The 20,634-nt window shown below is 63.0% G+C and carries 19 protein-coding genes; 7 read left to right on the top strand and 12 right to left on the bottom strand.

Annotation, left to right across the window (positions count from 1 at the left end):
* Positions 1 to 14 precede the first annotated feature (14 nt).
* The 4 genes from FGL65_RS07095 to FGL65_RS07080 all read right to left on the bottom strand — a co-directional run bounded on the left by FGL65_RS07095 (position 15) and on the right by FGL65_RS07080 (position 2,915).
* The gene (locus FGL65_RS07095; protein ID WP_147820479.1) at positions 15 to 323 is read right to left on the bottom strand and encodes a hypothetical protein; all 309 of its coding nucleotides are present in this window, start codon (positions 321 to 323) and stop codon (positions 15 to 17) included.
* A gap of 112 nt (positions 324 to 435) precedes the next feature.
* Positions 436 to 927, bottom strand: a complete 492-nt coding sequence (locus tag FGL65_RS07090) for a hypothetical protein (RefSeq protein ID WP_147820476.1) — start codon at positions 925 to 927, stop codon at positions 436 to 438.
* 207 nt (positions 928 to 1,134) lie between these two features.
* The gene (locus FGL65_RS07085; protein WP_147820474.1) at positions 1,135 to 1,365 is read right to left on the bottom strand and encodes a cold-shock protein; all 231 of its coding nucleotides are present in this window, start codon (positions 1,363 to 1,365) and stop codon (positions 1,135 to 1,137) included.
* A 74-nt stretch (positions 1,366 to 1,439) separates the two neighbouring features.
* Entirely contained in the window at positions 1,440 to 2,915 is a 1,476-nt protein-coding gene (locus FGL65_RS07080; protein ID WP_147820472.1) for an ABC transporter ATP-binding protein, read from the bottom strand.
* Between the two features lie 78 nt (positions 2,916 to 2,993).
* Here FGL65_RS07080 and FGL65_RS07075 point away from each other — a divergent pair, with 78 nt between their 5' ends.
* The 3 genes from FGL65_RS07075 to FGL65_RS07065 are packed head-to-tail and all read left to right on the top strand — an operon-like array spanning position 2,994 to position 7,024.
* Positions 2,994 to 3,923 carry a DUF362 domain-containing protein gene (locus tag FGL65_RS07075; protein ID WP_147820469.1) on the top strand — a complete coding sequence of 310 codons (930 nt, stop codon included), beginning with the start codon at positions 2,994 to 2,996 and terminating at the stop codon, positions 3,921 to 3,923.
* A 42-nt stretch (positions 3,924 to 3,965) separates the two neighbouring features.
* Positions 3,966 to 6,299: a carbamoyltransferase HypF gene (gene hypF / locus FGL65_RS07070; protein ID WP_147820467.1), complete on the top strand. Its 2,334-nt coding sequence runs from the start codon at positions 3,966 to 3,968 to the stop codon at positions 6,297 to 6,299.
* Between the two features lie 20 nt (positions 6,300 to 6,319).
* On the top strand, positions 6,320 to 7,024 hold the full coding sequence (locus FGL65_RS07065) for an RsiV family protein (protein WP_147820465.1): 705 nt from the start codon (positions 6,320 to 6,322) through the stop codon (positions 7,022 to 7,024).
* On the opposite strand, the gene FGL65_RS07060 is transcribed toward FGL65_RS07065, so the two are convergent.
* The 3 genes from FGL65_RS07060 to FGL65_RS07050 form a co-directional block, all read right to left on the bottom strand.
* Entirely contained in the window at positions 7,018 to 8,586 is a 1,569-nt protein-coding gene (locus FGL65_RS07060) for a methyl-accepting chemotaxis protein (RefSeq protein ID WP_187170571.1), read from the bottom strand. The two genes, FGL65_RS07065 and FGL65_RS07060, sit on opposite strands and share 7 nt — an antisense overlap.
* A gap of 155 nt (positions 8,587 to 8,741) precedes the next feature.
* Positions 8,742 to 9,134, bottom strand: coding sequence for a DUF805 domain-containing protein (locus FGL65_RS07055; protein WP_147820461.1), 393 nt, complete (start codon positions 9,132 to 9,134; stop codon positions 8,742 to 8,744).
* A 6-nt stretch (positions 9,135 to 9,140) separates the two neighbouring features.
* A complete protein-coding gene (locus tag FGL65_RS07050; protein WP_147820459.1) occupies positions 9,141 to 10,280 on the bottom strand; it encodes a pyridoxal-phosphate-dependent aminotransferase family protein in 1,140 nt (379 codons plus the stop codon).
* A 339-nt stretch (positions 10,281 to 10,619) separates the two neighbouring features.
* Here FGL65_RS07050 and FGL65_RS07045 point away from each other — a divergent pair, with 339 nt between their 5' ends.
* Positions 10,620 to 14,138 (top strand): FAD-binding and (Fe-S)-binding domain-containing protein, encoded by a 3,519-nt coding sequence (locus tag FGL65_RS07045; protein ID WP_147820457.1) that lies wholly within the window; start codon positions 10,620 to 10,622, stop codon positions 14,136 to 14,138.
* 5 nt (positions 14,139 to 14,143) lie between these two features.
* On the opposite strand, the gene FGL65_RS07040 is transcribed toward FGL65_RS07045, so the two are convergent.
* Entirely contained in the window at positions 14,144 to 15,307 is a 1,164-nt protein-coding gene (locus FGL65_RS07040; protein WP_147820455.1) for a glycosyltransferase family 39 protein, read from the bottom strand.
* A gap of 159 nt (positions 15,308 to 15,466) precedes the next feature.
* On the opposite strand from FGL65_RS07040, the gene ruvX reads away from it, so the two are divergent.
* Genes ruvX through FGL65_RS07025 form a run of 3 tightly spaced genes read left to right on the top strand, consistent with a single transcriptional unit; the run spans position 15,467 to position 18,003 of the window.
* Positions 15,467 to 15,883, top strand: a complete 417-nt coding sequence (gene ruvX / locus FGL65_RS07035) for a Holliday junction resolvase RuvX (RefSeq protein WP_147820453.1) — start codon at positions 15,467 to 15,469, stop codon at positions 15,881 to 15,883.
* Positions 15,856 to 16,929 carry an endolytic transglycosylase MltG gene (gene mltG / locus FGL65_RS07030; RefSeq protein WP_147820451.1) on the top strand — a complete coding sequence of 358 codons (1,074 nt, stop codon included), beginning with the start codon at positions 15,856 to 15,858 and terminating at the stop codon, positions 16,927 to 16,929. Before ruvX ends, mltG begins: the two co-directional genes overlap by 28 nt.
* A gap of 42 nt (positions 16,930 to 16,971) precedes the next feature.
* Complete coding sequence (locus FGL65_RS07025) at positions 16,972 to 18,003, top strand: Ppx/GppA phosphatase family protein (RefSeq protein WP_147820449.1); 1,032 nt, start codon at positions 16,972 to 16,974, stop codon at positions 18,001 to 18,003.
* A gap of 21 nt (positions 18,004 to 18,024) precedes the next feature.
* Here FGL65_RS07025 and lepB read toward each other — a convergent pair whose 3' ends face one another.
* Genes lepB through FGL65_RS07005 form a run of 4 tightly spaced genes read right to left on the bottom strand, consistent with a single transcriptional unit; the run spans position 18,025 to position 20,581 of the window.
* Positions 18,025 to 18,861 (bottom strand): signal peptidase I, encoded by an 837-nt coding sequence (gene lepB, locus FGL65_RS07020; RefSeq protein WP_147820447.1) that lies wholly within the window; start codon positions 18,859 to 18,861, stop codon positions 18,025 to 18,027.
* Positions 18,862 to 18,870: 9 nt separating this feature from the next.
* Entirely contained in the window at positions 18,871 to 19,683 is an 813-nt protein-coding gene (locus tag FGL65_RS07015; RefSeq protein ID WP_147820445.1) for a M48 family metallopeptidase, read from the bottom strand.
* Position 19,684: 1 nt separating this feature from the next.
* A complete protein-coding gene (locus tag FGL65_RS07010; RefSeq protein WP_147820443.1) occupies positions 19,685 to 20,167 on the bottom strand; it encodes a YbjQ family protein in 483 nt (160 codons plus the stop codon).
* Positions 20,168 to 20,581 (bottom strand): YbjQ family protein, encoded by a 414-nt coding sequence (locus FGL65_RS07005; RefSeq protein ID WP_147820441.1) that lies wholly within the window; start codon positions 20,579 to 20,581, stop codon positions 20,168 to 20,170. It lies immediately after the preceding gene.
* Positions 20,582 to 20,634 lie beyond the last annotated feature (53 nt).

Genomic DNA, 20,634 nt, shown 5'->3' with positions numbered 1-20,634 from the left:
TACCGATGGGACGATTACAGCCCGCGCTTGGAGGCCTTGAGCGGGTTGATCTTTTTCCTTTCCTGCAACCCCACGACCTTGATCTTGTCCTTGTTGGCCTCGAATATCTCCGCAGGGGAAAGACCCCGGCTTTGCAGCAGCTCCAGGGTCTGCCGACGGTCCACGCCGTAGCGGTTCACGTCCGCCATGATGGCTCCCACCCGTTCCGGCGTGGTCAGGTAGAGGCCCTTGGCGTCGATTGCCAGCAGCTTGAGCACCCCGTCATGCTCGATTTCCTGAATGACCATGTCCGAGGTGGTGCCGAAACGGTTGACTCTTTCCATTCTGTTCTCCTCCGGGCCCGAGCCCGTGTATTGCACCCGCATGCGGGCTTCTGGGTATGATGGAAAGAATCATATATTGATAATGAATTTCAAAGTCAATACATGAGAATTGCTAGCTGATGGCGCGAAGTTCCTCCTTGATGGACCTACGGAGATCCGGCACCAGTTCGGAAAGTTCCGTGCGCATTTTCTCGCGAAAACGCTCGTAGTCATCCTCGGAAACCAGCCCGTAGAGGGCCTCGGCATAGAGATCGTCCAGCCGATTAATGCGTTGCATGGTCTCCGCGCAGACAAAGCCCAGCTTCACCTCCAGGCTGCCGTCGTAATGCTCGGCCATGATCTCCTTGAACCGGTTGATGCCTATGAGGGTCTGACGGGGGTCCAGGTGGGAGGTCAGGGCGCGGATCAGGACCATGAAATCGCCCAGGGCGGCCACCCGGTCCGAACGCCCGAGCTTGAACTGCTCCATGCGCAGGCTGTCCCGGGCCTTGCGGGCCTGGAGCAGATAGTTGCCGAAAAAGGTGGCCAAAGCCCCGGCCACGGCGCTGACCACGGCCGTGAATCCGGGCTCCTTGAACAACGTGACAACGAGAAAATCGGCCATGAAAAAACTCCTTGTTTCCGTCTGCATACCGGAAAAAGGAACTCTGGTGAACCGGCTCATGAACTTTTTGAGCATTGACCGTTTGGCGGTCAAAACAGATTCGAGTGCGCGGCGCAAAAAAAAGACAGACCGGAGCGTATAAATCAATACGTGAGGATCTGACTTTTTTGCAGCAACAAGGCAATCGAATCTGGAGGGGCAGCCGAACTATATGAAGGAACCGTGGGTCTTCTCCCCCACCACACGCACCTCCACGGCCTTGGGCCCCCGGTCCGCGTCGCTCACCTCGTAGGAAACGCGCTCGCCCGGGTCCAGGGTCTGGAACCCGTCCCGGGTGATCTCCGTGTAATGCACGAAAAGCTCCAGGCCGTCGTCGCCCTTGATGAACCCGAATCCCTTGCGTTCGTTGAACCAGGTCACTTCGCCTTCGGTGCGCATGTACTTCTCCTGTGGTTGGTGGGGCCTGCCGCAAACATACCCCGCGCCCCGGAACATGGCAACCGCATCAGCGACTACCGGCGTGTCCGCCATTGTTCGCGGGTCCCCTGGAAGATGATCCGCCCCCGGCTCATTTCCAGTACATGGGTGATGGCCTCAAAGACCTGCTCCCGATGGTGGGTGACGATCACCGTGGGGGTGCCCCGGCCCGCCAGCCGATTCAGGAGCGGCAGCACCTCCTCGCGGGTTCGGGGATCCAGGCCGGAAAGGGGTTCGTCCAGCAGAAGCAGCCGGGGGCCAAAGGCAACGGCCCGGGCCAGGAACACCCGGCGCTGCTGCCCGTAGGAAAGATTGCGCAGGGATTCGTCCGCCAGATCGGCAACGCCCATGAAGGCCATAACCTGCCGGGCGCGCTCCACCTCCTGCTCCTCGGGCTCCTCCAGCAGGCCCACCGTGCACCGGAACCCGGAAAGCACGGTTTCCAGCACGGTCACCTCCCAGCCCAGCTCCCTGCCGTAGGAGGCCTGCAACTGCTGCGAAACCAGCCCCAGGGTCGGCCGCACCGTGTCAAAGGGGACCCCACCGAACCACTGGATGCCGCCCTGCTCGGCATAGGGAGCCACCTCGCTGAGCAGCATACGCAGCAGCGTGGTCTTGCCCGCCCCGTTTTCCCCGAGCACGGCCCAGTTCTGGCCCGGGAGCATCTCCCAGCTGATCCGGTACAGCACATGGGTCCCGTCCATGACCACGTCCGCGTTGCTGATGCGGAAGATGAACGGCACGTCCTCGCCGTGCCCGGAAGGAGGCAACGGGCATTCAGCGGGCTCTGCCTCCGGCGTGAGGTGGGCCAGGGCCCTGCCCCGGCCGCCCTGCGCCACAATGGCTCCATCCTCCAGGACCAGGGCCCGGCCAATGCAGGCGGGCAGGTCCTCGGCATGGTGCGCGGCCACCACCAGGGTGGTCATTTCCGCAGCCTTATCGATAAGCGCCGCCATCTTTTCCCGGGCCGCCGCGTCCAGGCCGTCCAGACATTCGTCCAGCAGCAGCACGTCCGGCTTCCAGGCCAGGGCGCGGGCAATGAGCACCTGGCGCAACTGACCCGTGGACATGCTCTCCGCGCTCATGGCGGCCAGCCCCCGGATGCCCAGGGACTTGAACACCTCGTCGGCGGTCACTTCCTGGGCCACGGTGGGCTGCTCGTGCAGCTGCGTGGAATCAAAAAAACCGGCCAGCACGATCTCGCGGCCCGTGGCCCTGCCCCCGTGCAACACATAGAAATCCTGCAGATCCGAGGAAACGATGCCGATGCGGTGGCGCAGGCCGAGGACGGTTTCCTGCGCGCCCTCGCCGAAATCATAGCGGCGCTCGCCGTCCTGGTCCGGCGCGATCTCGCCACGCATGAGGCGCAGCAAAGTGGTCTTGCCCGCCCCGTTCACGCCGCACACGGCCCAGTGCTCCCCTCGCTCCAGTTCCCAGTCGAGACCGCGCAACAGCTTGCGGTTGGAACGGGTCACACTGGCGTTGGAAAGAAGGATAAGCGGGCGAGTCATGGGAAATTCTTCCCACGCCCGCCCTTTCTTTGCAAGGGGAGCTTGCGGGAAGCGCCTGAAAAAACGTAAGTATGGCCCATGACGACTCGAGTGGCCATAGCCCGCATCCTGGAATACGAATCCACCCTGCTGGAGCCGGCCGTGGGCGTGCTGCTGGAAGAGGCCGGGTACAGGCCCGTCCCGGGCCGCTCGGTGCTGGTCAAGCCCAACCTGGTCAACGCCACCAACGCGAAAGTCTCCTGCACCAACGCCCTGGTGGTGCGCGCCGTGTGCGCCTGCCTGCTGGACGGCGGCGAGCGGGTCACGGTGGCCGACTCACCCGCTTTCGGCCCGGCCCCGCACGTGGCCCGCGCCGCAGGCATTGCCGAGGCCATCGCGCCTTTGGGCCTCAAGGTCCAGGGGCTGCGCAATCCGCGCCCCACCAAACTGCCCTGCGGCCTGGAAGTGGGGCTTTCCGCAACTGCCCTGAACGCGGACCTGATCGTCAACGTGCCGCGCCTCAAGGCCCACATCCAGATGCGTCTCACCGGAGCGGTCAAAAACCTGTTCGGATGCGTGGTGGGTTTCCGCAAGGCCTTCGCCCACAACCAGCTCGGCGAAAAGGGCACCCTGTTCCGGGAAATGATCATGGACATCCCGGGGGCCCTGCCGCCCACCCTCACCCTCATGGACGCCATCCGGCCCATGCACGAGACCGGACCGGCCCGGGGACGTCCCTTTCCCCTGGGCATGCTGGCGGCATCCGCCAACCCCGTGGCCCTGGACACGGCCGCCTACGTTGTGCTCGGCGCAAAACCCGCCATGGTCCCCCTGTGGGAGGAGGCGCTCAAGCGCGGCCTGCCCGGCGCACGCCCCGAGGACCTTATCTACCCCCTGGAAAAACCCGCCCATTTCAAGGCCGAGGGATTCGTCATCCCCCAGAAACTGGACCCGGTGAAGTTCGAACTGCTGCGCCTGATACGGGGCCGCTTCAAGAGCCTGCTGCGCCATTTGGGCAAAAAGGCCTGACACCCCCTTGCCACAGGCTTGCTGCGGCGCTACAACCTTGACATGGCTCGACAAATCCGGCGCAGGTTCATCATCACGGGACAGGTTCAGGGCGTGGGTTTCCGCCCCTTTGTCTTCCGCATCGCCACGGAAAACCAGGTCTCGGGCTCGGTCAGGAACTCGCCCGAGGGCGTGGTCATCGAGGTGCAGGCGGATCAAGACGCCGTGGAATGCTTCACCGCGGACCTGGCAACCAAGCTGCCGCCCCTGGCGCGCATCGTGACCCTGGACACCGAGGGCATTCCCCCGGTGGAGGGCGAGACCGGATTCGAGATCCTCAAGAGCACGGGCGGCCACGGCCACAGCGTGCTCATCAGCCCGGACGTGGCCACCTGCGCGGACTGCCTGGCCGACATGCGCGACCCGGAGAACCCGCGCTTTCGCTACCCGTTCACCAACTGCACCAACTGCGGACCGCGCTATACCATCACCCGCTCCATCCCCTATGACCGGCCCGGCACCTCCATGGGCTGCTTTCCGCTCTGCCCGAGCTGCCAGCGGGAATACGAGGACCCGCTGGACCGGCGTTTCCATGCCCAGCCCAATGCCTGCCCCGAGTGCGGGCCCGAGGTCTGGCTCACGAACGGCGCTGGCGAGGAGCTGGCGCGCGGGGACAAGGCCCTGCGGCGGCTGGCCGCCGCCCTGGCCGAAGGCAGGATCGCCGCCATCAAGGGGCTGGGCGGGTTCCACCTGGCCTGCGACGCCGCCAACGAGGAGGCCGTGCGTGAACTGCGACGCCGCAAGAACCGGCCGGACAAGCCCCTGGCGGTCATGGTGCCGGACATGGACGCAGCCCGGAAGCTGGCCGAAATCATGCCCGAGGAAGAGGAGTGGCTCACGGGCATCCACCGGCCCATCGTGCTGGCGTCCAAGGCGGCCCTGCCGCCCATTGCCCCGTCAATTGCGCCGGATACGAATTTCGTCGGCGTCATGCTGCCCTATACGCCGCTGCACCACGTGCTCTTCGAATACTACGCGGCCCTGTGCCAGGATCGGCTGCCCGCCCTGGTCATGACCTCGGGCAACTTCAGTTCCGAACCCATCTGCCTAGGCAACCGCGAGGCCCTGAAACGGCTGCCGGACATCGCGGACATCTTCCTGCTGCACAACCGCGACATCCTGATCCGCTGCGACGACTCGGTGCTGCGCATGAATCCGTGCACGGGCAGCCCCATCTTCCTGCGCCGGGCGCGCGGCTTCACCCCGTCCCCGGTCTTCCTGCCCGAATCCGGCCCCACGGTGCTGGGCACCGGCCCGGAGCTCAAGTGTACCATGACCCTGACCAAGGGCGACCAGGCATTTCCCAGCCAGCACATCGGCACCATGGCCAACCTGGAGGTCTACGGCTTTTACCGCGAGATACTCAGCCACCTGGAATCCATTCTCCAGGTCAAACCGGAACTGGTGGTCCACGACCTGCATCCGGACTACATGACCACCACCCTGGCAGGGGAAATCGCGACCGAGCGCAACGTTCCCCGCAGGGCGCTCCAGCACCATTACGCGCACATCCATGCGGTGCTGGCCGAAAACAGGCACCTCGGCCCGGCCATCGGCCTGGCCCTGGACGGCACGGGCTATGGCGAGGACGGCACCATCTGGGGCGGAGAATGCCTCTGGGTGGACAACGAGACGCTGGAACACCAGCGGCTGGCCCGTTTTGCCCACATCCGGCTGCCCGGGGGCGAGACCGCGGTGAGGGAGCCGTGGCGGCTGGCCCAGGCCGCGCTCTGGGAACTGGGCGTCCGCGAGCCGGGAACCTACCCCTGGCCCTGGCTGGAAAATTTCGAAACGCCCTCCCGCCTGCTGCCCCAGCTTCTGGAAAAAAACATCAACGCCCCGCTGACCAGCAGCTGCGGCCGCCTGTTCGACGCGGTGGCCGGGCTCCTGGGGCTGGCCGAGACCATTTCCTACGAAGGCCAGGCCGCCATCCTGCTGGAGAAGATACAGGACATGAGCGAACACGGGGCCTATCCCTGCCCGCTGACCACCGACGACGAACCCGCCGTGCTGGACACCCTGCAGCTGGTGGCCGGGGCGCTGGAGGATCTGGAGCGGGGCGTGGACAAGGGTGTCATCGCCCGCCGGTTCCATCTGGGGCTCATCAACGGGCTGGCTGAAATGGCGGCGGCCTTTTCCGAGGTACTGGGCACCGGGCACATCGCCCTGTCCGGCGGGGTCATGCAGAACCTGACCATCGCCTCGGAGCTGCCCATGGCCCTGGAGCTGTGCGGCCTGCAGGTGCTGCAGCACACGGTCGTGCCGCCCAACGACGCCTGCATCTCCCTGGGCCAGGCCGCGTGGGGGCAGCGGCTTTTGGCATTGGAAAAAGTTTAGCTGGCTGATAAAGTGAGGGCATGCGAACCCTCATCAGCACATTCATTCTCGGTCTTGTCCTGACGGCCAGCGCCTCGGCCGCCCCTTCCCTGCCCCCGTGCGTGGCCAGCGTCATCCACATCCAGGAAGACACCTTCGAGGCCGGAATCAGAGCAACCTACCCGGCGGTAATGGACGCGCGCATCAACAGGACCGTGCGGACCTGGGTCCAGAACTCCCTGCACGAGTTCAAGGCCACCATCGCGGGAAGCAGGGACAACCCCGGGCACTGGAAATACATGCTCGACATCGGGCCGTCCCTTTCCGGCATCAAGGGGAAGCTGCTGGGGATCAGATTCCAGACCATGTACTTCACGGGCGGGGCGCACCCCAACCACTTCGTGACCACCTTCAATTTCGATCTGGAAACGGGCGAGGATGTGAGGCTGGACGGATTGTTTACGGACGTACCCGCTGCCTTGGAAATCATAGCCGAGGACACCCGTGCGCAGATCCTGCCCAACCTGGGGGACCATGTGGATGAAACGTGGTTCCGGGACGGCACCGAGCCCACCCGGGAAAACTACCAGTTCTTCACCTGCGCTCCCGAGGGCCTGACCTTCTACTTCCCGCCCTACCATCTGGCCGCCTACGTCTTCGGGCAGCAGCAGGCCACGGTGGGTTGGGAAAAGCTTGCACCGCTGCTGGCCCCGAAGGCGGCCAGATGGTTCCCGGCGCATCAGTAACGGTCGAACTCATCGTCCGGCGCATCCTCGGCAGGCGCGGCGGGGAGCGCCGCCCGCGGAACATGCCTGTCCACCCCGGTCAGGTCGAAGTAGGACATGGTCTGCTGCAGCTGCTGGGACTGGCCCGAAAGCTCTTCGGACGTGCTGGCAACCTCCTCGGACATGGACGCGTTCTGCTGCACCACGTTGTCGAGATTGAGAATGCTTTCGTTGATCTGATCCACGCCCGTACTCTGCTCGGCGCTGGCCGAATTGATCTCCTGCACCAGCTCGGCGGTATGGTTGATGTCCGGAACCATGGCCTCCAGCATTTCCCCGGCCTTCACCGCCACCTCAACGCTGTTGGATGAAAGCTCGCTGATCTCGGCTGCGGCGGTCCCGCTGCGCTCGGCCAGCTTGCGTACTTCCGCGGCGACCACGGCGAAGCCCTTGCCCTGCTCCCCTGCGCGGGCCGCTTCGATGGCGGCGTTCAGGGCCAGCAGGTTGGTCTGGCGGGCGATCTCCTCCACCACCGAGATCTTTTCGGCGATCTCCTGCATGGCCCGCACCGTGCCGACCACGGCCTTGCCGGTTTCCCCGGCATTGGCGCTGGCCTTGTTGGCAATGGTTTCGGTCTGCTGCGCGTTCTCGCTGGTGGTGCCGATGCTGGAAGCCATCTGGGCCACGCTCTGGGAAACGGCCTGAACCGAGGTGGATTGCTGGTTCGCCCCCTGGGCCAGGGATTCCGCGGAGGCCGAGAGCTCCTCGCTGCCCGAGGCCACGTTTTCCACGGCCTCCAGCACCTCGGCAATGACCCGCTGCAACTGTTCGGACATGGTCTTCATGGCTTCGTACACGCTTCCCGGGGCCAGGTCGTCTTCGAAACGCACACCCAGCTTCCCGGCGGCGATCCGGTTGGCCACGTCCGCGAGCACGGCGGGATCCACCCCGAGCTGACGCAGGACGGAACGCACGATGAAAAAGACGATGGCAATGCCGAGAACGACGGCCACGCCCGCCAGCGTCAGGGACAAAGCCCCCATGGCATCGGCGCTTTCACGGGTCGCATCGGCGCTGGCCTGCGCCTTTTCGCCGGCCATCTTGACGATTTCGTCCACGGCGGGTTCGATCTTGTGCACGGCCTTGCGGAACGCCCCCTGCAGCCCGGATTCGTGATCCAGGCCGCGCGCCTTCCAGCTTTCCACCACCTGCCCGAAAGCGGCGCCATACTGGCCAGCGGCCTCCCGGATACGGGCGCAAACGGCCGCGATATCCTTGGCGCCGATCTCCCCGGCCAGCCCGGCCGCCTTATCGTTCGCGGACTTGAGACCGTCGAGGTTGCCGTTGAACGCGCCCAGGTACTTCTCGTCCTTTTGCAGCAGGAAGTCCTTTTCGTTGCGGCGGCACTGCAGCATGAAGGAATCGATGCCGTAGGCCTGCCTGCGGATGGCCAGTTCCTTGTCAATGAGGCCTTCGTAGCCGTTGACGGCCGTGTTCTCGGAAACCAACCCGAACACGGCGACCACGACCATGAGGACCAGCAGGACCCCGAAACCGAGAATGAGTTTTGCGCGCAGCGTCATATGCTCCCCCTTTGCTGGATGGACGACCATAATACCACCACGCGGCAGGGATATGCGCAATTAGAATAAAAAAAGCCCCGGAAAACCGGGGCCTAAATCAACCTTCTCAACCGCTTGTTATTTTAGACGGTAGTTATACAACCTGTCACTGTTTGCTATTCGGCAGGTCGCCCATATTTGTTGGGCCCATTTGTCCCGCTTTCGAATACCAGCGCTATAAAAACATAAATCCCGGCCAAAGGAACCAAATTCAACGACAAGAACCATGGGGAACGATCCATGTCTTGGCAACGTTTTTTTCCTGCGGCAATGAAAGTCCATAAATTCAAAGCATTCAAAACAATCAAAAACAAACCAGCAGGAACAGATTCAAAATCAACAATGAAGGATTCCGCCTTTGCCCATGTCGAAAGGTAAATCAAGCCCGCGCCAGCCGAAAAGATTGGAAGAAGATATTTAAGAAAATAATCCTTCCGTGAGCAACGTCCTTCAAATCCAAACAAAACGTGTCTGAAGGATCCATTATACTCGGGCAAATGGCTTTTCACGGATGTTTACAACCTCCCCAGCTCCTCGCCCAATTCCTCGAGATACTCCTCGACCATGTCGGGCGTGATGTCGCCCATGTGGCCGATACGGAAGATGGGCCGCTCGCCCGCCGCCTCCATTTCCTTATTCAGCTTGCCGTAGCCCGGGTCGAAAAGGTAGCCGCGCTCGCGCATGCGCTCCTTGAGCACGTCCTTGAGCACTGCAAAGGAGATCCCCTCGGGCACGCGCACCGCCGTCATTACCGGGCTGCGGTACCCTTCCTGGGCAAAAAGCTCAAACCCGTCCTGCTTCCTCACCCAGTTTTCCACCATGGCCTGCATCTTGGCGTGGCGGGCAAAACGGTTCTCGATGCCCTCCTCGTTGACGATGTAGTCCAGCTGCACGGCCATCTGGTTGAGCAGCGTGGTGTTGGGCGTGGTCAGGGACTGGAGCGAACGCGCCTTGCCGACCTGGCGGATGATGTCCGAGGTATGGCCACGCACGGGCACGGTCTCGGCCTTGTCCAGGGCCTCCTTGGCAACGAAGCCGATGCCGAAACCGGCGGGCAGGGCCAGGCACTTCTGGGTGGCCGTGCAGTACATGGCGGGCCGGGCCTGGGGCAGGTCCAGGTCCATGCCCCCGAAGATGGACACCCCGTCCACCAGGGGCAGCGCCCCGTGCTTGCGGGCCAGCTCGCACACGGCCGTGATGTTGTTCAGCACGCCGGTGCTGGTCTCGTTGTGGGTCACGGTGACCACGGCGGGCCGGACCCGTTCCAGGGCCTCGCGCACGCGGCAGAGTTCCACGGCGCTGCCGTTGTCAAAGCGCAGCATCTCGGCCTGCTTGCCGTTGTTCTTGCTGATATTGTGGTAAAGATCCCCGAAGGCGCCCACCGAGATGTTGAGCACGGTCTCGTCGTCGCGCACCAGGGAGCGGATGGAGGCCTCCATGCAGGTGGATCCCGATCCGTTGATAAGAAAGACCTCGTAGCCTTCCGGCACTCCGGCGATCTTCCTCAGGTTCCGGAATATGGAAACGCAGCGCTTGTCGTTCTCCTTGTCCCGGTGCCCGAACTCGGGCAGCGCGCCTGCCTGGCGCACTTCCTTGCGGATCATGGTCGGGCCGGTGATGAACATTTTGAGATCTGCGAAATCGGAAGTCTTCATGCGGGATTTCCCCTGTGGGCTGAGGTACTGTGGTGAAGCCATGGTAAATATACCCGGATACCGTGGCTGTCCAGAACGGAGATGCTAAGGAACCTGAATATTGTGGACGCCTTTCCTTTTGTGCTACCATTCCGACTGAACCAAGAAAATGGCCAATCATTACGAAAAACGCAATAAAAAAGGAAAAAATAGGCGTTTTCAGAATTCAGCCCCGGCCATTCCTGCGCCTGGCAACTGTTCATTTTTTACCCTTGCCATCCGGAAAGGCCGGACCTATATTTCCTTCCTTCCCAAAAACAAGGCAAACCGGGCGTTACGCCCTGAGGATTGATACACGGCATGGCACAGCTTGGCCCCCATATTTCGATTTCCGACGAACAACTCATGTCCCGCGCCTTCGGCATGGTGGACCTGGAACAATTCGCCCACTGGCCCGAGGCGGTCCGCAAGCTGGCAACCAACCTGGCGGCCGAACTCTTCCTGGTGCGCTACAATCCGTTCATCGACCCGGAACTGGTGCGCAAAAGCGTGGAACGCCGCCTGAACATGTCCAAGCCGCTCATGTCCGGGGAATACCCCAAGATCCTTTCCGCAGCCATCCGCGAATTCTGGCGCAGCTTCGACGAGGACACGGCCTTCCGCAAGCAACTGGTGGAACGGCTGCGCGGTTTCATGGACGAGGCCAACATCGGGGACGAGCCCAACAGCATCATCGAATCGGCCACGGACGCCACCGACCTGCGCATGGAACTGCCCATGCTGGTGCTCTTCCCCACCAGCGAGGAGCATATCCGGGGCATCGTCAAGCTGGCCAATGAAATGAATTTCGGCATCATCCCACGCGGCGGCGGCACCGGGCTCACGGGCGGGGCCATCCCGGCCCGGCAGCGCTGCGTGATCCTTTCCATGAGCCGGTTCAAGGAAATCCTGGACATCGACCCGCAGAACAAGACCCTCACGGCCCAGACCGGGGTGCTGACGCTCAACGCCATCAAGGCCGCGGCGGACAAGGGCCTGCTGTTCACCATCGACCCGGCCTCCAAGGCCGGATCCAGCCTGGGCGGCAACCTCTCGGAAAACGCGGGCGGCCCGTTCTGCTTCGAATACGGCACCACCATCGACAACATCCTGCGCTACCGCATGGTGGTCCCCAACGGCGACATCATCGAGGTGCGACGCCGCAACCACCCGCGCCACAAGATCTTCCCGGGCGAGGAAGCGATCTTCGACATCTTCGACGAAAAGGGCGCGCTGCTGCGCTCCGTGAGCCTGCGCGACGACGAGGTGCGGGCCCACGGCCTGGGCAAGGACGTTTCCAACAAGTTCCTGGGCGGCCTGCCCGGGGTGCAGAAGGAAGGCGTGGACGGCATATTCACCGAGGCCACCTTCGTCTGCCACGACACGCTCGAACACTCGCGGGTGCTCTGCCTGGAATTCTTCGGCCGCACCATGCACAACGCCATGCTGGTCATCAAGGACGTGGTGGGCCTGCGCGACACCATCCGCGAGCAGGGCGACCTGGTGAAGATCTCGGCCCTGGAGGAATTCGGGCCCAAGTACGTGCAGGCCATCGAATACAAGACCAAGTCCGAACAGTACGAGGGCGACCCCATCTCGGTGATCATCCTCCAGCTCGACTCGGACCACGAGGAGGCCCTGGACGAGGCGGCCCAGACCATTGTCTCCCTGGCGGAGAACTACGAGGACACGGATATCTTCATGGCCCGGGACGAAAAGGAGGCCGAGCTGTTCTGGGAGGACCGGCACAAGCTTTCGGCCATCGCCAAGCGCACCTCGGGATTCAAGGTCAACGAGGACATCGTCATCCCCCTGAACGTGGTGCCCGAGTTCTCGGATTTCCTGGAGGACATGAACCTCATCTACCTGGCCAAAATCTACCGCAAGACCCTGGCCAAGATCGCGGAACTGCCGGGGGTGGACCCCGAGGACCCGGATCTGCTGGAGGCCCGCCACCGGGTGCGCAACATCCTGAGCGGCGAGATCACCTTCCGCGACATCTCGGATCAGGAGCAGGAGGGCCAGTGCCGCATGCTCATGGCCAAGCTGCGCGACACCTACCCCAAGCGGGACCGGGAGATAAAGGCGCTCTGGGAGGAAATGCAGGCCAAGCGGGTCATTCTGGCCTCGCACATGCACGCGGGCGACGGCAACTGCCACGTGAACCTGCCCGTGAACTCCAACGACCCGGAAATGCTCGCCTCGGCCTATGAGGCGGCCGATGAGGTCTTCCGCAAGGTCAAGGAGCTCAAGGGCGAGGTCTCGGGCGAGCACGGCATCGGCATCACCAAGATCGCCCACCTTTCCGAGGAAAAGATCAAGGCCCTTGTGGCGTTCAAGGCCCAGGTGGACCCGAAGAACATCCTCAACCCGGGCAAACTCACCAGCCGAGAACTGCCCAGCCAGCCCTTCACCTTTTCCTTCAACCGGCTCATCAAGGCCCTGGAGCAGACCGCGCTCAAGGACAAGGAAGAGCTCATGCAGCTCTTGCGCAACATCCAGACCTGCACGCGCTGCGGCAAGTGCAAGCAGGTCTGCCCCATGTATTTCCCGCAAAAGGGGCTCATGTTCCACCCGCGCAACAAGAACATCAGCCTGGGCGCGCTCATCGAGGCCATCTACTATTCGCAGATCCAGACCGGCGAGCCCGCCCACGAGCTCATGGCCAGGCTGCGCGACCTCATGGACCACTGCACGGCCTGCGGCAAGTGCACGGCCGTGTGCCCGGTGAAGATCAACTCCGCGGGCGCGGCCCTGGCCATGCGCGCCTTCCTGGACTACAAGGGCAAGTCCGGGCACCGGCTCAAGAAGGTGGTGCTGGAAAACCTGGCCAAGGATCCCTCAAGCCGCCTGCCGGGCACGGCCAAGGCGCTCTCCGTTGGCCAGACCCTGGCCAACCGGGGCGCGGGCCTGATCCCGGCGCGCTGGCGCAGGCAGCTCAAGAGCCCCATGTTCAAGCCGGGACCGCACATCGACTTCCGCAACCTGGCCGAAGGCCTGGAGCTGGAAAAAGGTTCGGTGTTCAAGGTTCCGGGAGCCGATCCCGAGGACACTGTGCTCTACTTCCCGGGCTGCGGCGCTGGGCTCTTTTCCCGCGACATAGGCATGGGCGCGGTCTATCTGCTGCTCAAGGCGGGCGTGAACGTGGTCCTGCCCCACAAGCACCTGTGCTGCGGCTATCCCCTGCTGGCCAGCGGCTGCGAGGAGGCTTACAAGACCAACCGCCACCGCAACGTGCAGGACCTGCTCGACGTGCTGGTCATGACCGGCAAGGCCGGGCTCAAGGCCACCACCCTGCTGACCTCCTGCGGCACCTGCCGCGAATCCCTGGAGTCCTACGACTTTTCCCAGGAGCTGGTGGACCCCATGGGACACCAGGATATTATGCAGTTCCTGCTTGGGCGGCTCGGACCGACCGATTGCCCGGACGAGATCCTCTACCACGCGGCCTGCCACGCCGAGTGGGTGGACGCGCCCAAGAACAAAGCCCCGGAACTCTACCGCAGCGCCCTGTCCGAAATGACCGGCGCGCGGGTGGACCTCTCGCCCGGCTGCTGCGGGGAATCCGGCCTGGGGGCCATCACCACGCCGGACATCTACAACCGCCTCCGGTCCCGGAAGGAAACCCAGCTCGCCCAGGACCTGGGCAACGACAGGCAGCGCCCCGTGGTGGTGGGCTGCCCGTCCTGCAAGATGGGCATCCAGCGCAGCCTCATGGAGATCAAGCGCCACAACCCGGTGCTGCACACTGCGGAGTACCTGGCCCAGTGCGTGGGCGGTCCCAAGTGGAAAAAGGAGCTGACGGCCCTGCTCCAGAAAGTGGAACGCAGGGGGATGTAGAGAAGCTACTCCGGTCGCCCGGCGGAAAACCTTTTGTTTTCGACCAGCCGGGCCGCGACGCCCGCTGCAAGAGCAATAAGCAGCGGTTCCAACGGCAGGCGGTAGCGGATGGAGCCCATGGTGACCATATGCAGGGCCGTGTAATAGAAGATGAACAGCCATGGGAGGCCCATGAGCTTCCAGCGGTCACGCAGAACCCACGGGCTGAACAGGCTCAGCAGCAACACTGGCCCGAAGCTCAGGAGCGAGGCCCACTTGTACTTGGCAGAGCCATACTTTTCGGCATTGGGCCAGAGATGCCAAAAGCGCAAGAACTTGCTCCAGGCCAGTTTGAAAAAATGTCTTGGTTTTTCCTTGATATGAGCAATCGCCTGTTTCTTTTTCCACGCATCCTGCTCAACCACATCGAGCCCCGGAGGCATGTCCCGGAGATACTCCCAATGGGGTTCGGACACGCCGCCCGTGGTGTTCCAGGGATTGTTCCCCTCCCACAGGGCCTGCCCCGAGCCATGGGTGGCCACAAGGAAATGGCCGGAAAAGCAATAATTTCTCAAGCCCCACCCGGCCACGACAAGAATGAAGATGGCCGAGGCCGCAAGCACGCGGAAAAGGGAACTCCTGCCCGTGACAAGCTGCCAGCACCACGCCACGGGAAGAAAATACATCAACGTGGGCCGCACAAAATGGCTGACGCCTGCGACGACTCCCGTATGAACGGTCTTTTTCGCCCCTTGCGCAAAAAGCAAAAAGAGAAGAGTCGTGAAGAAGAGAAACAGGGTTTCGGAAAGCAGCAACCCGGTGTAAAAAATAAAAAAAGGATATGCTGCGGCCCACAACGCGGCAAGGATACCCGCCAGCCGCGACCCGGAATACACTTGGGCCAGCCGGGCCACAAGCACCACGGTCAGCGCCGAAAACAGGGTAAACCCAATGCGCACGGGAACAGGAGAGGGGCCGAAAATCTTGATGCACAGGGCGGCAAACGCGGCGGTCAAGGGCATGTCGTGTGCAAACAGTCCGCCGCAGTTGTAGGTGAAATGCTCGGCCAGGTTGGAGGCGAAACACCAAAAACGGCCCTCATCCGGAAGCCGCAGTTCCGGCCCGAGGGAAAGCACGTAAACACAGCGAAATACAAACGCCAGAGCCGCAATGCCCCAGACAATCCTCATATTGGTGTCGCCGTTCGTATTCCGCTGCAAACCTTACCGCCTTGCTTTATAGTAACCCTGTGGTTATTTAAGTCATTCAAAGCACGAACACAAGGCGACGCATTGCCCCGAACACGGGACGGGGACCTGCACGATCGCAGCAACGGAGCGCAAAAAACCATGCGGGCACTCGGCATAGATTTCGGTATCAGGCGCGTGGGCCTGGCGGTCAGCGACCCCACGGGTATGCTCTGTTCGCCGTACAAGACCATCGAGCGCACCACGCGCCAGGCTCTCTTTGACGAACTCCTGGAAATCATTCACAATGAATCCGTGGAAGTCGTTGTGGTGGGCCTGCCCCTCTCCCTGGAGGGCGAGGACACCGAGACCACCCGGCAGGCGCGCAACTTCGCCCAAAGCCTGGGCCGCCGAACCGACGTGCCCATCCACCTCTGGGACGAACGCCTTTCCTCGGCCGAAGCAGAGCTGGAGCTCGAAATGGCCGGGGTGTTCGGCAAAAAACGCAAACAGGCCCTGGACAGCCAGGCAGCCGTCATCATCCTTCGCTCATGGCTCGAAAACGCACACTCCTCATAACCACGCTGCTGCTGGCTCTCTGTATCGGTGGCGTTTGCGCCCACTTCGCATACAAGGCCTGGCAGGAACACCGGTTCCTGACCGTGCCCCCGGAAACCCCGGGCAGGCCGGTCGAATTCGTTGTGGAGAAGGGACAGCCCCTGTCCACCATAGCCCGCAACCTCAAGAAGGCGGGCGTCATCACCGAATCCCGCCGTTTCACGCGCCTGGCCGCCCTGAACCACAAAGGCGGATCGGTCCGCGCGGGCCGGTTCCTGCTCAATACCGGATGGACGCCCGGCCAGGTGCTGGACGTGCTGACCACCACCCCGGGCATTCTGGAACGCATCGGCATCCGCGAGGGCCTGCCCTGGTGGGAGGTGGCGCACAAGGTGGAGGAAGCGGGCATGGGGTCCTTTGAGGACTTCGACCGGGCGGTGCACGACACGGACCTGCTGCGCCAATACGGCATCCAGGCGGAAAGCGCCGAAGGCTACCTGTTCCCCGAGACCTACCTGCTCTCCCCGCCCGAGACCGGCAAGGCCCGGTACATGGCGGAAACCATGCTCAAGCAGTTCTTTGTCAACGCGCAGCAGGCCTGGCCTGGAGGGCTGCCCCCCTGGGAAGAGATGCACCGCGTGGTCACCCTGGCCTCCATCGTGGAAAAGGAGACCGGCGCGGCCCAGGAACGCATACGCATCGCGGGCGTCTTCGCCAACCGGCTCAAGAAACACATGCTCCTGCAGACCGACCCCACCATCATCTACGGGCTGGGGCCGCGGTTTGACGGCAACCTGACGCGCAAGCACCTCAGGGATACTTCCAACCCCTACAACACCTATACGAAGGCGGGACTTCCCCCGGGGCCCATATGCTCCCCGGGCCTGGAAAGCATCCTGGCCGCCCAGCACCCCGAAGAGCATCGCTATCTCTATTTCGTGGCCAAGGGGGACGGCACCCACCACTTCAGCAGGACCCTGAAGGAGCACAACGACGCCGTGGTCAAATACCAGATCCGGCGCAACCGCAAGACCTACCGGTCCGCCCCGCAGACAGCCGAGCAATAAATTATACTTCCGCCCCCGGCGAGGGGCTCGTACAGTGGCATCATGACAAACAGATGCCGCATCGCCCTCTCGGTCATGGCCATCGCCCTCGTGACCCTGGCCATCTACAAGCTGACCAGCCCGGAAACCGTGCGCCGCGCCGCATTCGACATCGGCTCGGGCTCCATCAAGTTCAAGGTGGCGGACGTGAACCCGGAAACGCGCCGCATCGTGCGCATGGTGGACCAGGCATCGCGCAAGGCCGATTTCAAGGAAAGCATCGCGCGCACGCCCGGCCGCCGCATCAGCCAGGCCGTGGCTGCGGAAAGCACCAACATCCTCCGGGAACTCATGGCCCGGGCCAGGGAACTGGGCGCAACGGAATTCGCGGCCGTGGGCACCCAGGCCTTCCACCAAGCCAGCAACGGCATGGAATACTTCCAGCGCCTGCAGGACGTGCTGGGCATCCCGGCAACGGTCATCACCCACGAACAGCAGGCCATGCTCGGCTACCTGGCGACCCAGCAGCATTTCTACAGCAAACCCGGCAAACTCGTGGTCTGGGATATCGGGGCCGCCAGCATGGAGATGGTGGTGGAAAAGGATTTCGGGGGGTACGACACCTACCTCGGCACTCTGGCCTCGGTCGGCTTCAAGAACTACATCATCGAAAAGATCCAGGGCAAGAGCCTGAGCGGCACCCAGTCCCCCAATCCCCTGAGCATGAGCGACGTGGACAAGGGACTGGCCCATGTCATGTCCTATGCCCGGGCCCACGTGCCCGACACGATCAAGGCAAGCCTGAAGCACCCCGACACCAGGGTCATCGGCATCGGCCCGGTGCACGCCATCAGCATACTGGGGCAGGTGCGCAAGGAACTGGGCGACGACTACACCCGCAAGGATCTCCGGGAAACATTGGAACGCCGCATGGGCATGACCGACGCGGCCGTGGGCGGGGCCTACGCCAATGTGCAGATCGCCAACCTGATACTGGTGCTCGGATTCATGGAGGAGCTGGGCATCGAAAAGGTCACCCCGGCGCAGATCAACCTGGCGGACGGCCTGCTGGTGGCCGACCAGTTGTGGGACTAGCCTTGGGCGCTGCCCAGTAACCTACCGATTCACACCATCCAGGCGCTGGCCGAACCGGTCCCACCGGCTCCCGCTCTTCGCCGAAGACGCCCAAAAGACATACAGGGCCTTGTAGCCGATGCGCTCTCGCGATACCGGCCCGAAAAAGCGAGAATCATAGGATTTTCCACGGTTGTCCCCCATGACCCAGTATTCGTCCCGGCCAAGGCGGCCGGGAGCCCGATCCCGGACAGGCTCGCCCTTGACGTGGTCGAAGACGGCCTTGCCGCTCCTGACCCGCCTGCCGTTGATGCTCACCACGCCCTCGCGGACCTCGACCACATCGCCGGGGCCCGCCACCAACCGCTTGACGTAATAGACGCCGTCCATTCCCGGAGGGTGAAAGACCACGATGTCTCCGGTCTGCGGGCGCTCGTCCCCGCGCAGCACCCGGCCCAGGAACCGGTCGCCGGGCATCAGGGTGGGCTCCATGGATTCGGAGGGAACGTAAAAGGATTCGTAGACGGTGGCGCTCAGGTAGCTGTCCGCCCCCAAACCGGCCAGGGCGTTGACCGCCACCAGCAGGACATAGACCCACCAGCGGTTGTACCACTTCAGGCGGGAAACACCCTGCCTGCGGGCCTGGCGGGCGGCGTCCCAGACCACGACGCCGAGAAAGACCAGCAAAAGGGACATGGCCGTGACCAGCCCCGCAAAGGACTTGAACAGCGGCACGGCCACGAGCAGCAGCGCAAAGGACAGGAATAAGAGGCCGAACCCTTTGCCGCCCTGGCCGTTGTAGAGCTGGCCCAGGCCGGGCATGAGCAGGGAAAGCAGCCCGGCGGCCCACGGTTTTCTATCCCTTGTCCCGGCGGTCATGGTCCCCTCCTATCGAAAAGCCTCGGGAAGCACCCGAACCTCGCCCGAGCCGTATCCCCGGGATTCGGCGTACGCTCCCAGTGCCTCCACGCGCCTGTAGCCCTCGGGATGGGTCAGGTAGTACTTTTTCCAGGCAGGCAGGCGGCGGCCCTCCTCCATGCTTTCGAAAAAGGCCCCTGCGCCGCCCACGTGGCCGTAGGTGCAGGCCAGGATATCCATGCCCGCGCGGTCGGCGGCAAGCTCCTGCTGCCGGGAAAAGGCCCTGTCGGTCAGGGTCATGGCCTCGGTGACCATATCCACGCTCAGGAGATCGGACAGGATGGTCTGCAGGCCGGCCACGAACAGGAGCCGTCCGAAACGCCGCAAATGGTCGCGGTGGGCCATGTGGCCCAGTTCATGCCCGAGCACGAAGGCGACCTCGTTCTCGGATTTCATCTGCTTGAGCAGCCCGGAAAAGACCACGATCCTGCCGCCCGGGAACGCGAACGCATTGACCATGTCATTGTCCACCACATGGACCCGCACGTCATAGGGCAGGTCCACGCAGGCTTCGCACATGCGGTCGACCATGCGCTGCAGCTCCCGTTCGGCCTCGGGAAGCCGCTTGCCGTGTTCGAAGGCGTCGGTCTTCAGCCGCTCGGAAAGCCACACTTCGGTTTCCGTGTCCAGGCGGGGAACAATGAAATCGATGCCCAGCCCGAACAGAAAGTACAAACCGCCGAGAATGACCACCACCCCGATGCCCAGCTTGATGAAATCGAGAATGGGCGATCCCGGGGAGATGTTCACATTGTTGCTGTATCCTCTGTTGCGCAGTCCCATGTCAGTCCCTGAGGGTCACGGCGGTGCCGTAGACCACCACCTCGATGCCGCCCCACCAGCGATAGGTGTTGTCGATGCCGGTGATGGACGGGGTTTCCACACGGACCGCCAGAACCATGGACGCGCCTTTGGCCTGTTCCTTCATGCGCAGCATGGCTTCGCGCCGGGCGCGGTCCAGCAAGGCCTCGAAGGAACGCACCGGCCCGCCGAACAGGCAGCGGAAAAAGGCCAGCAGCCTGCGGAAGCCGTCCGCGCACAGGACCGCATGGCCGCAGACCATGCGCGTCTCAAGCACCCTGCCTTCCGGAAACTCCACGGTCTTCAGGGTCGAGGTGGGCAGGTCCGCCAGCTCCCGCTCGCGGCGCAGGATGGACCTGTAATGCCGCCGCTCGCCGATCTGGCCGCAGACCAGGAACAGCAGGAGAAAGAGCAGATTGATGTTTTCCAGGAAAAAAGAGAAGAGCCCGAATTCGCCGTTCTCCATCTAGGCCTCCCAGAACTCGTCCTTGGTGAGAGAAGCGCTCTTGGCGGCGGATTGCTCGATGATCTCCCGGGCCTTGTCCGTGCCGGTGGACTTGCTCTCCTCAGCCACTTCCACGGCCGTGCCGTAGGCGTATATCTCGGCCGCGCCCAGGGAAATGGTGGAGGTGGCGAAACGCACGTTGATGACCGCATTGGCTCCGGCCTCCTCGGCCTGCAGGACCATGCGCTCCACGGACTGTTCGCGCACGTCGGAAAGCAGCGCGGAATAGCCCTTCAGCTCGCCGCCGAAAAGCCCCTTTATCATTTGCCAGATGTCCACGAAAATATTCCGGGCGCGTACGGTGCTGCCCGTGACCATGCCATGGTGCTTGACGATTTTCATACCGGGCACGGATTCCATATTGGTAACAAACACGAAAGACCCTCCAAAGAGATTGATTATGAGCCGCACTTATAGTGCAGCGGATA

Source organism: Salidesulfovibrio onnuriiensis (assembly GCF_008001235.1).
GTDB classification, from domain to species: domain Bacteria; phylum Desulfobacterota; class Desulfovibrionia; order Desulfovibrionales; family Desulfovibrionaceae; genus Pseudodesulfovibrio; species Pseudodesulfovibrio onnuriiensis.
The sequence above is the reverse complement of the archived record's forward strand: the minus strand, read 5'-3'. Positions and strand labels throughout refer to the sequence as shown.

Coding starts and splice junctions, on each gene's coding strand:
- FGL65_RS07095 (WP_147820479.1), bottom strand. CDS start 323: ATGGAAAGAGTCAACCGTTTCGGCACCACCTCGGACATGGTCATTCAG.
- FGL65_RS07090 (WP_147820476.1), bottom strand. CDS start 927: ATGGCCGATTTTCTCGTTGTCACGTTGTTCAAGGAGCCCGGATTCACG.
- FGL65_RS07085 (WP_147820474.1), bottom strand. CDS start 1,365: ATGCGCACCGAAGGCGAAGTGACCTGGTTCAACGAACGCAAGGGATTC.
- FGL65_RS07080 (WP_147820472.1), bottom strand. CDS start 2,915: ATGACTCGCCCGCTTATCCTTCTTTCCAACGCCAGTGTGACCCGTTCC.
- FGL65_RS07075 (WP_147820469.1), top strand. CDS start 2,994: ATGACGACTCGAGTGGCCATAGCCCGCATCCTGGAATACGAATCCACC.
- hypF (WP_147820467.1), top strand. CDS start 3,966: ATGGCTCGACAAATCCGGCGCAGGTTCATCATCACGGGACAGGTTCAG.
- FGL65_RS07065 (WP_147820465.1), top strand. CDS start 6,320: ATGCGAACCCTCATCAGCACATTCATTCTCGGTCTTGTCCTGACGGCC.
- FGL65_RS07060 (WP_187170571.1), bottom strand. CDS start 8,586: ATGACGCTGCGCGCAAAACTCATTCTCGGTTTCGGGGTCCTGCTGGTC.
- FGL65_RS07050 (WP_147820459.1), bottom strand. CDS start 10,280: ATGAAGACTTCCGATTTCGCAGATCTCAAAATGTTCATCACCGGCCCG.
- FGL65_RS07045 (WP_147820457.1), top strand. CDS start 10,620: ATGGCACAGCTTGGCCCCCATATTTCGATTTCCGACGAACAACTCATG.
- FGL65_RS07040 (WP_147820455.1), bottom strand. CDS start 15,307: ATGAGGATTGTCTGGGGCATTGCGGCTCTGGCGTTTGTATTTCGCTGT.
- ruvX (WP_147820453.1), top strand. CDS start 15,467: ATGCGGGCACTCGGCATAGATTTCGGTATCAGGCGCGTGGGCCTGGCG.
- mltG (WP_147820451.1), top strand. CDS start 15,856: ATGGCTCGAAAACGCACACTCCTCATAACCACGCTGCTGCTGGCTCTC.
- FGL65_RS07025 (WP_147820449.1), top strand. CDS start 16,972: ATGACAAACAGATGCCGCATCGCCCTCTCGGTCATGGCCATCGCCCTC.
- lepB (WP_147820447.1), bottom strand. CDS start 18,861: ATGACCGCCGGGACAAGGGATAGAAAACCGTGGGCCGCCGGGCTGCTT.
- FGL65_RS07015 (WP_147820445.1), bottom strand. CDS start 19,683: ATGGGACTGCGCAACAGAGGATACAGCAACAATGTGAACATCTCCCCG.
- FGL65_RS07010 (WP_147820443.1), bottom strand. CDS start 20,167: ATGGAGAACGGCGAATTCGGGCTCTTCTCTTTTTTCCTGGAAAACATC.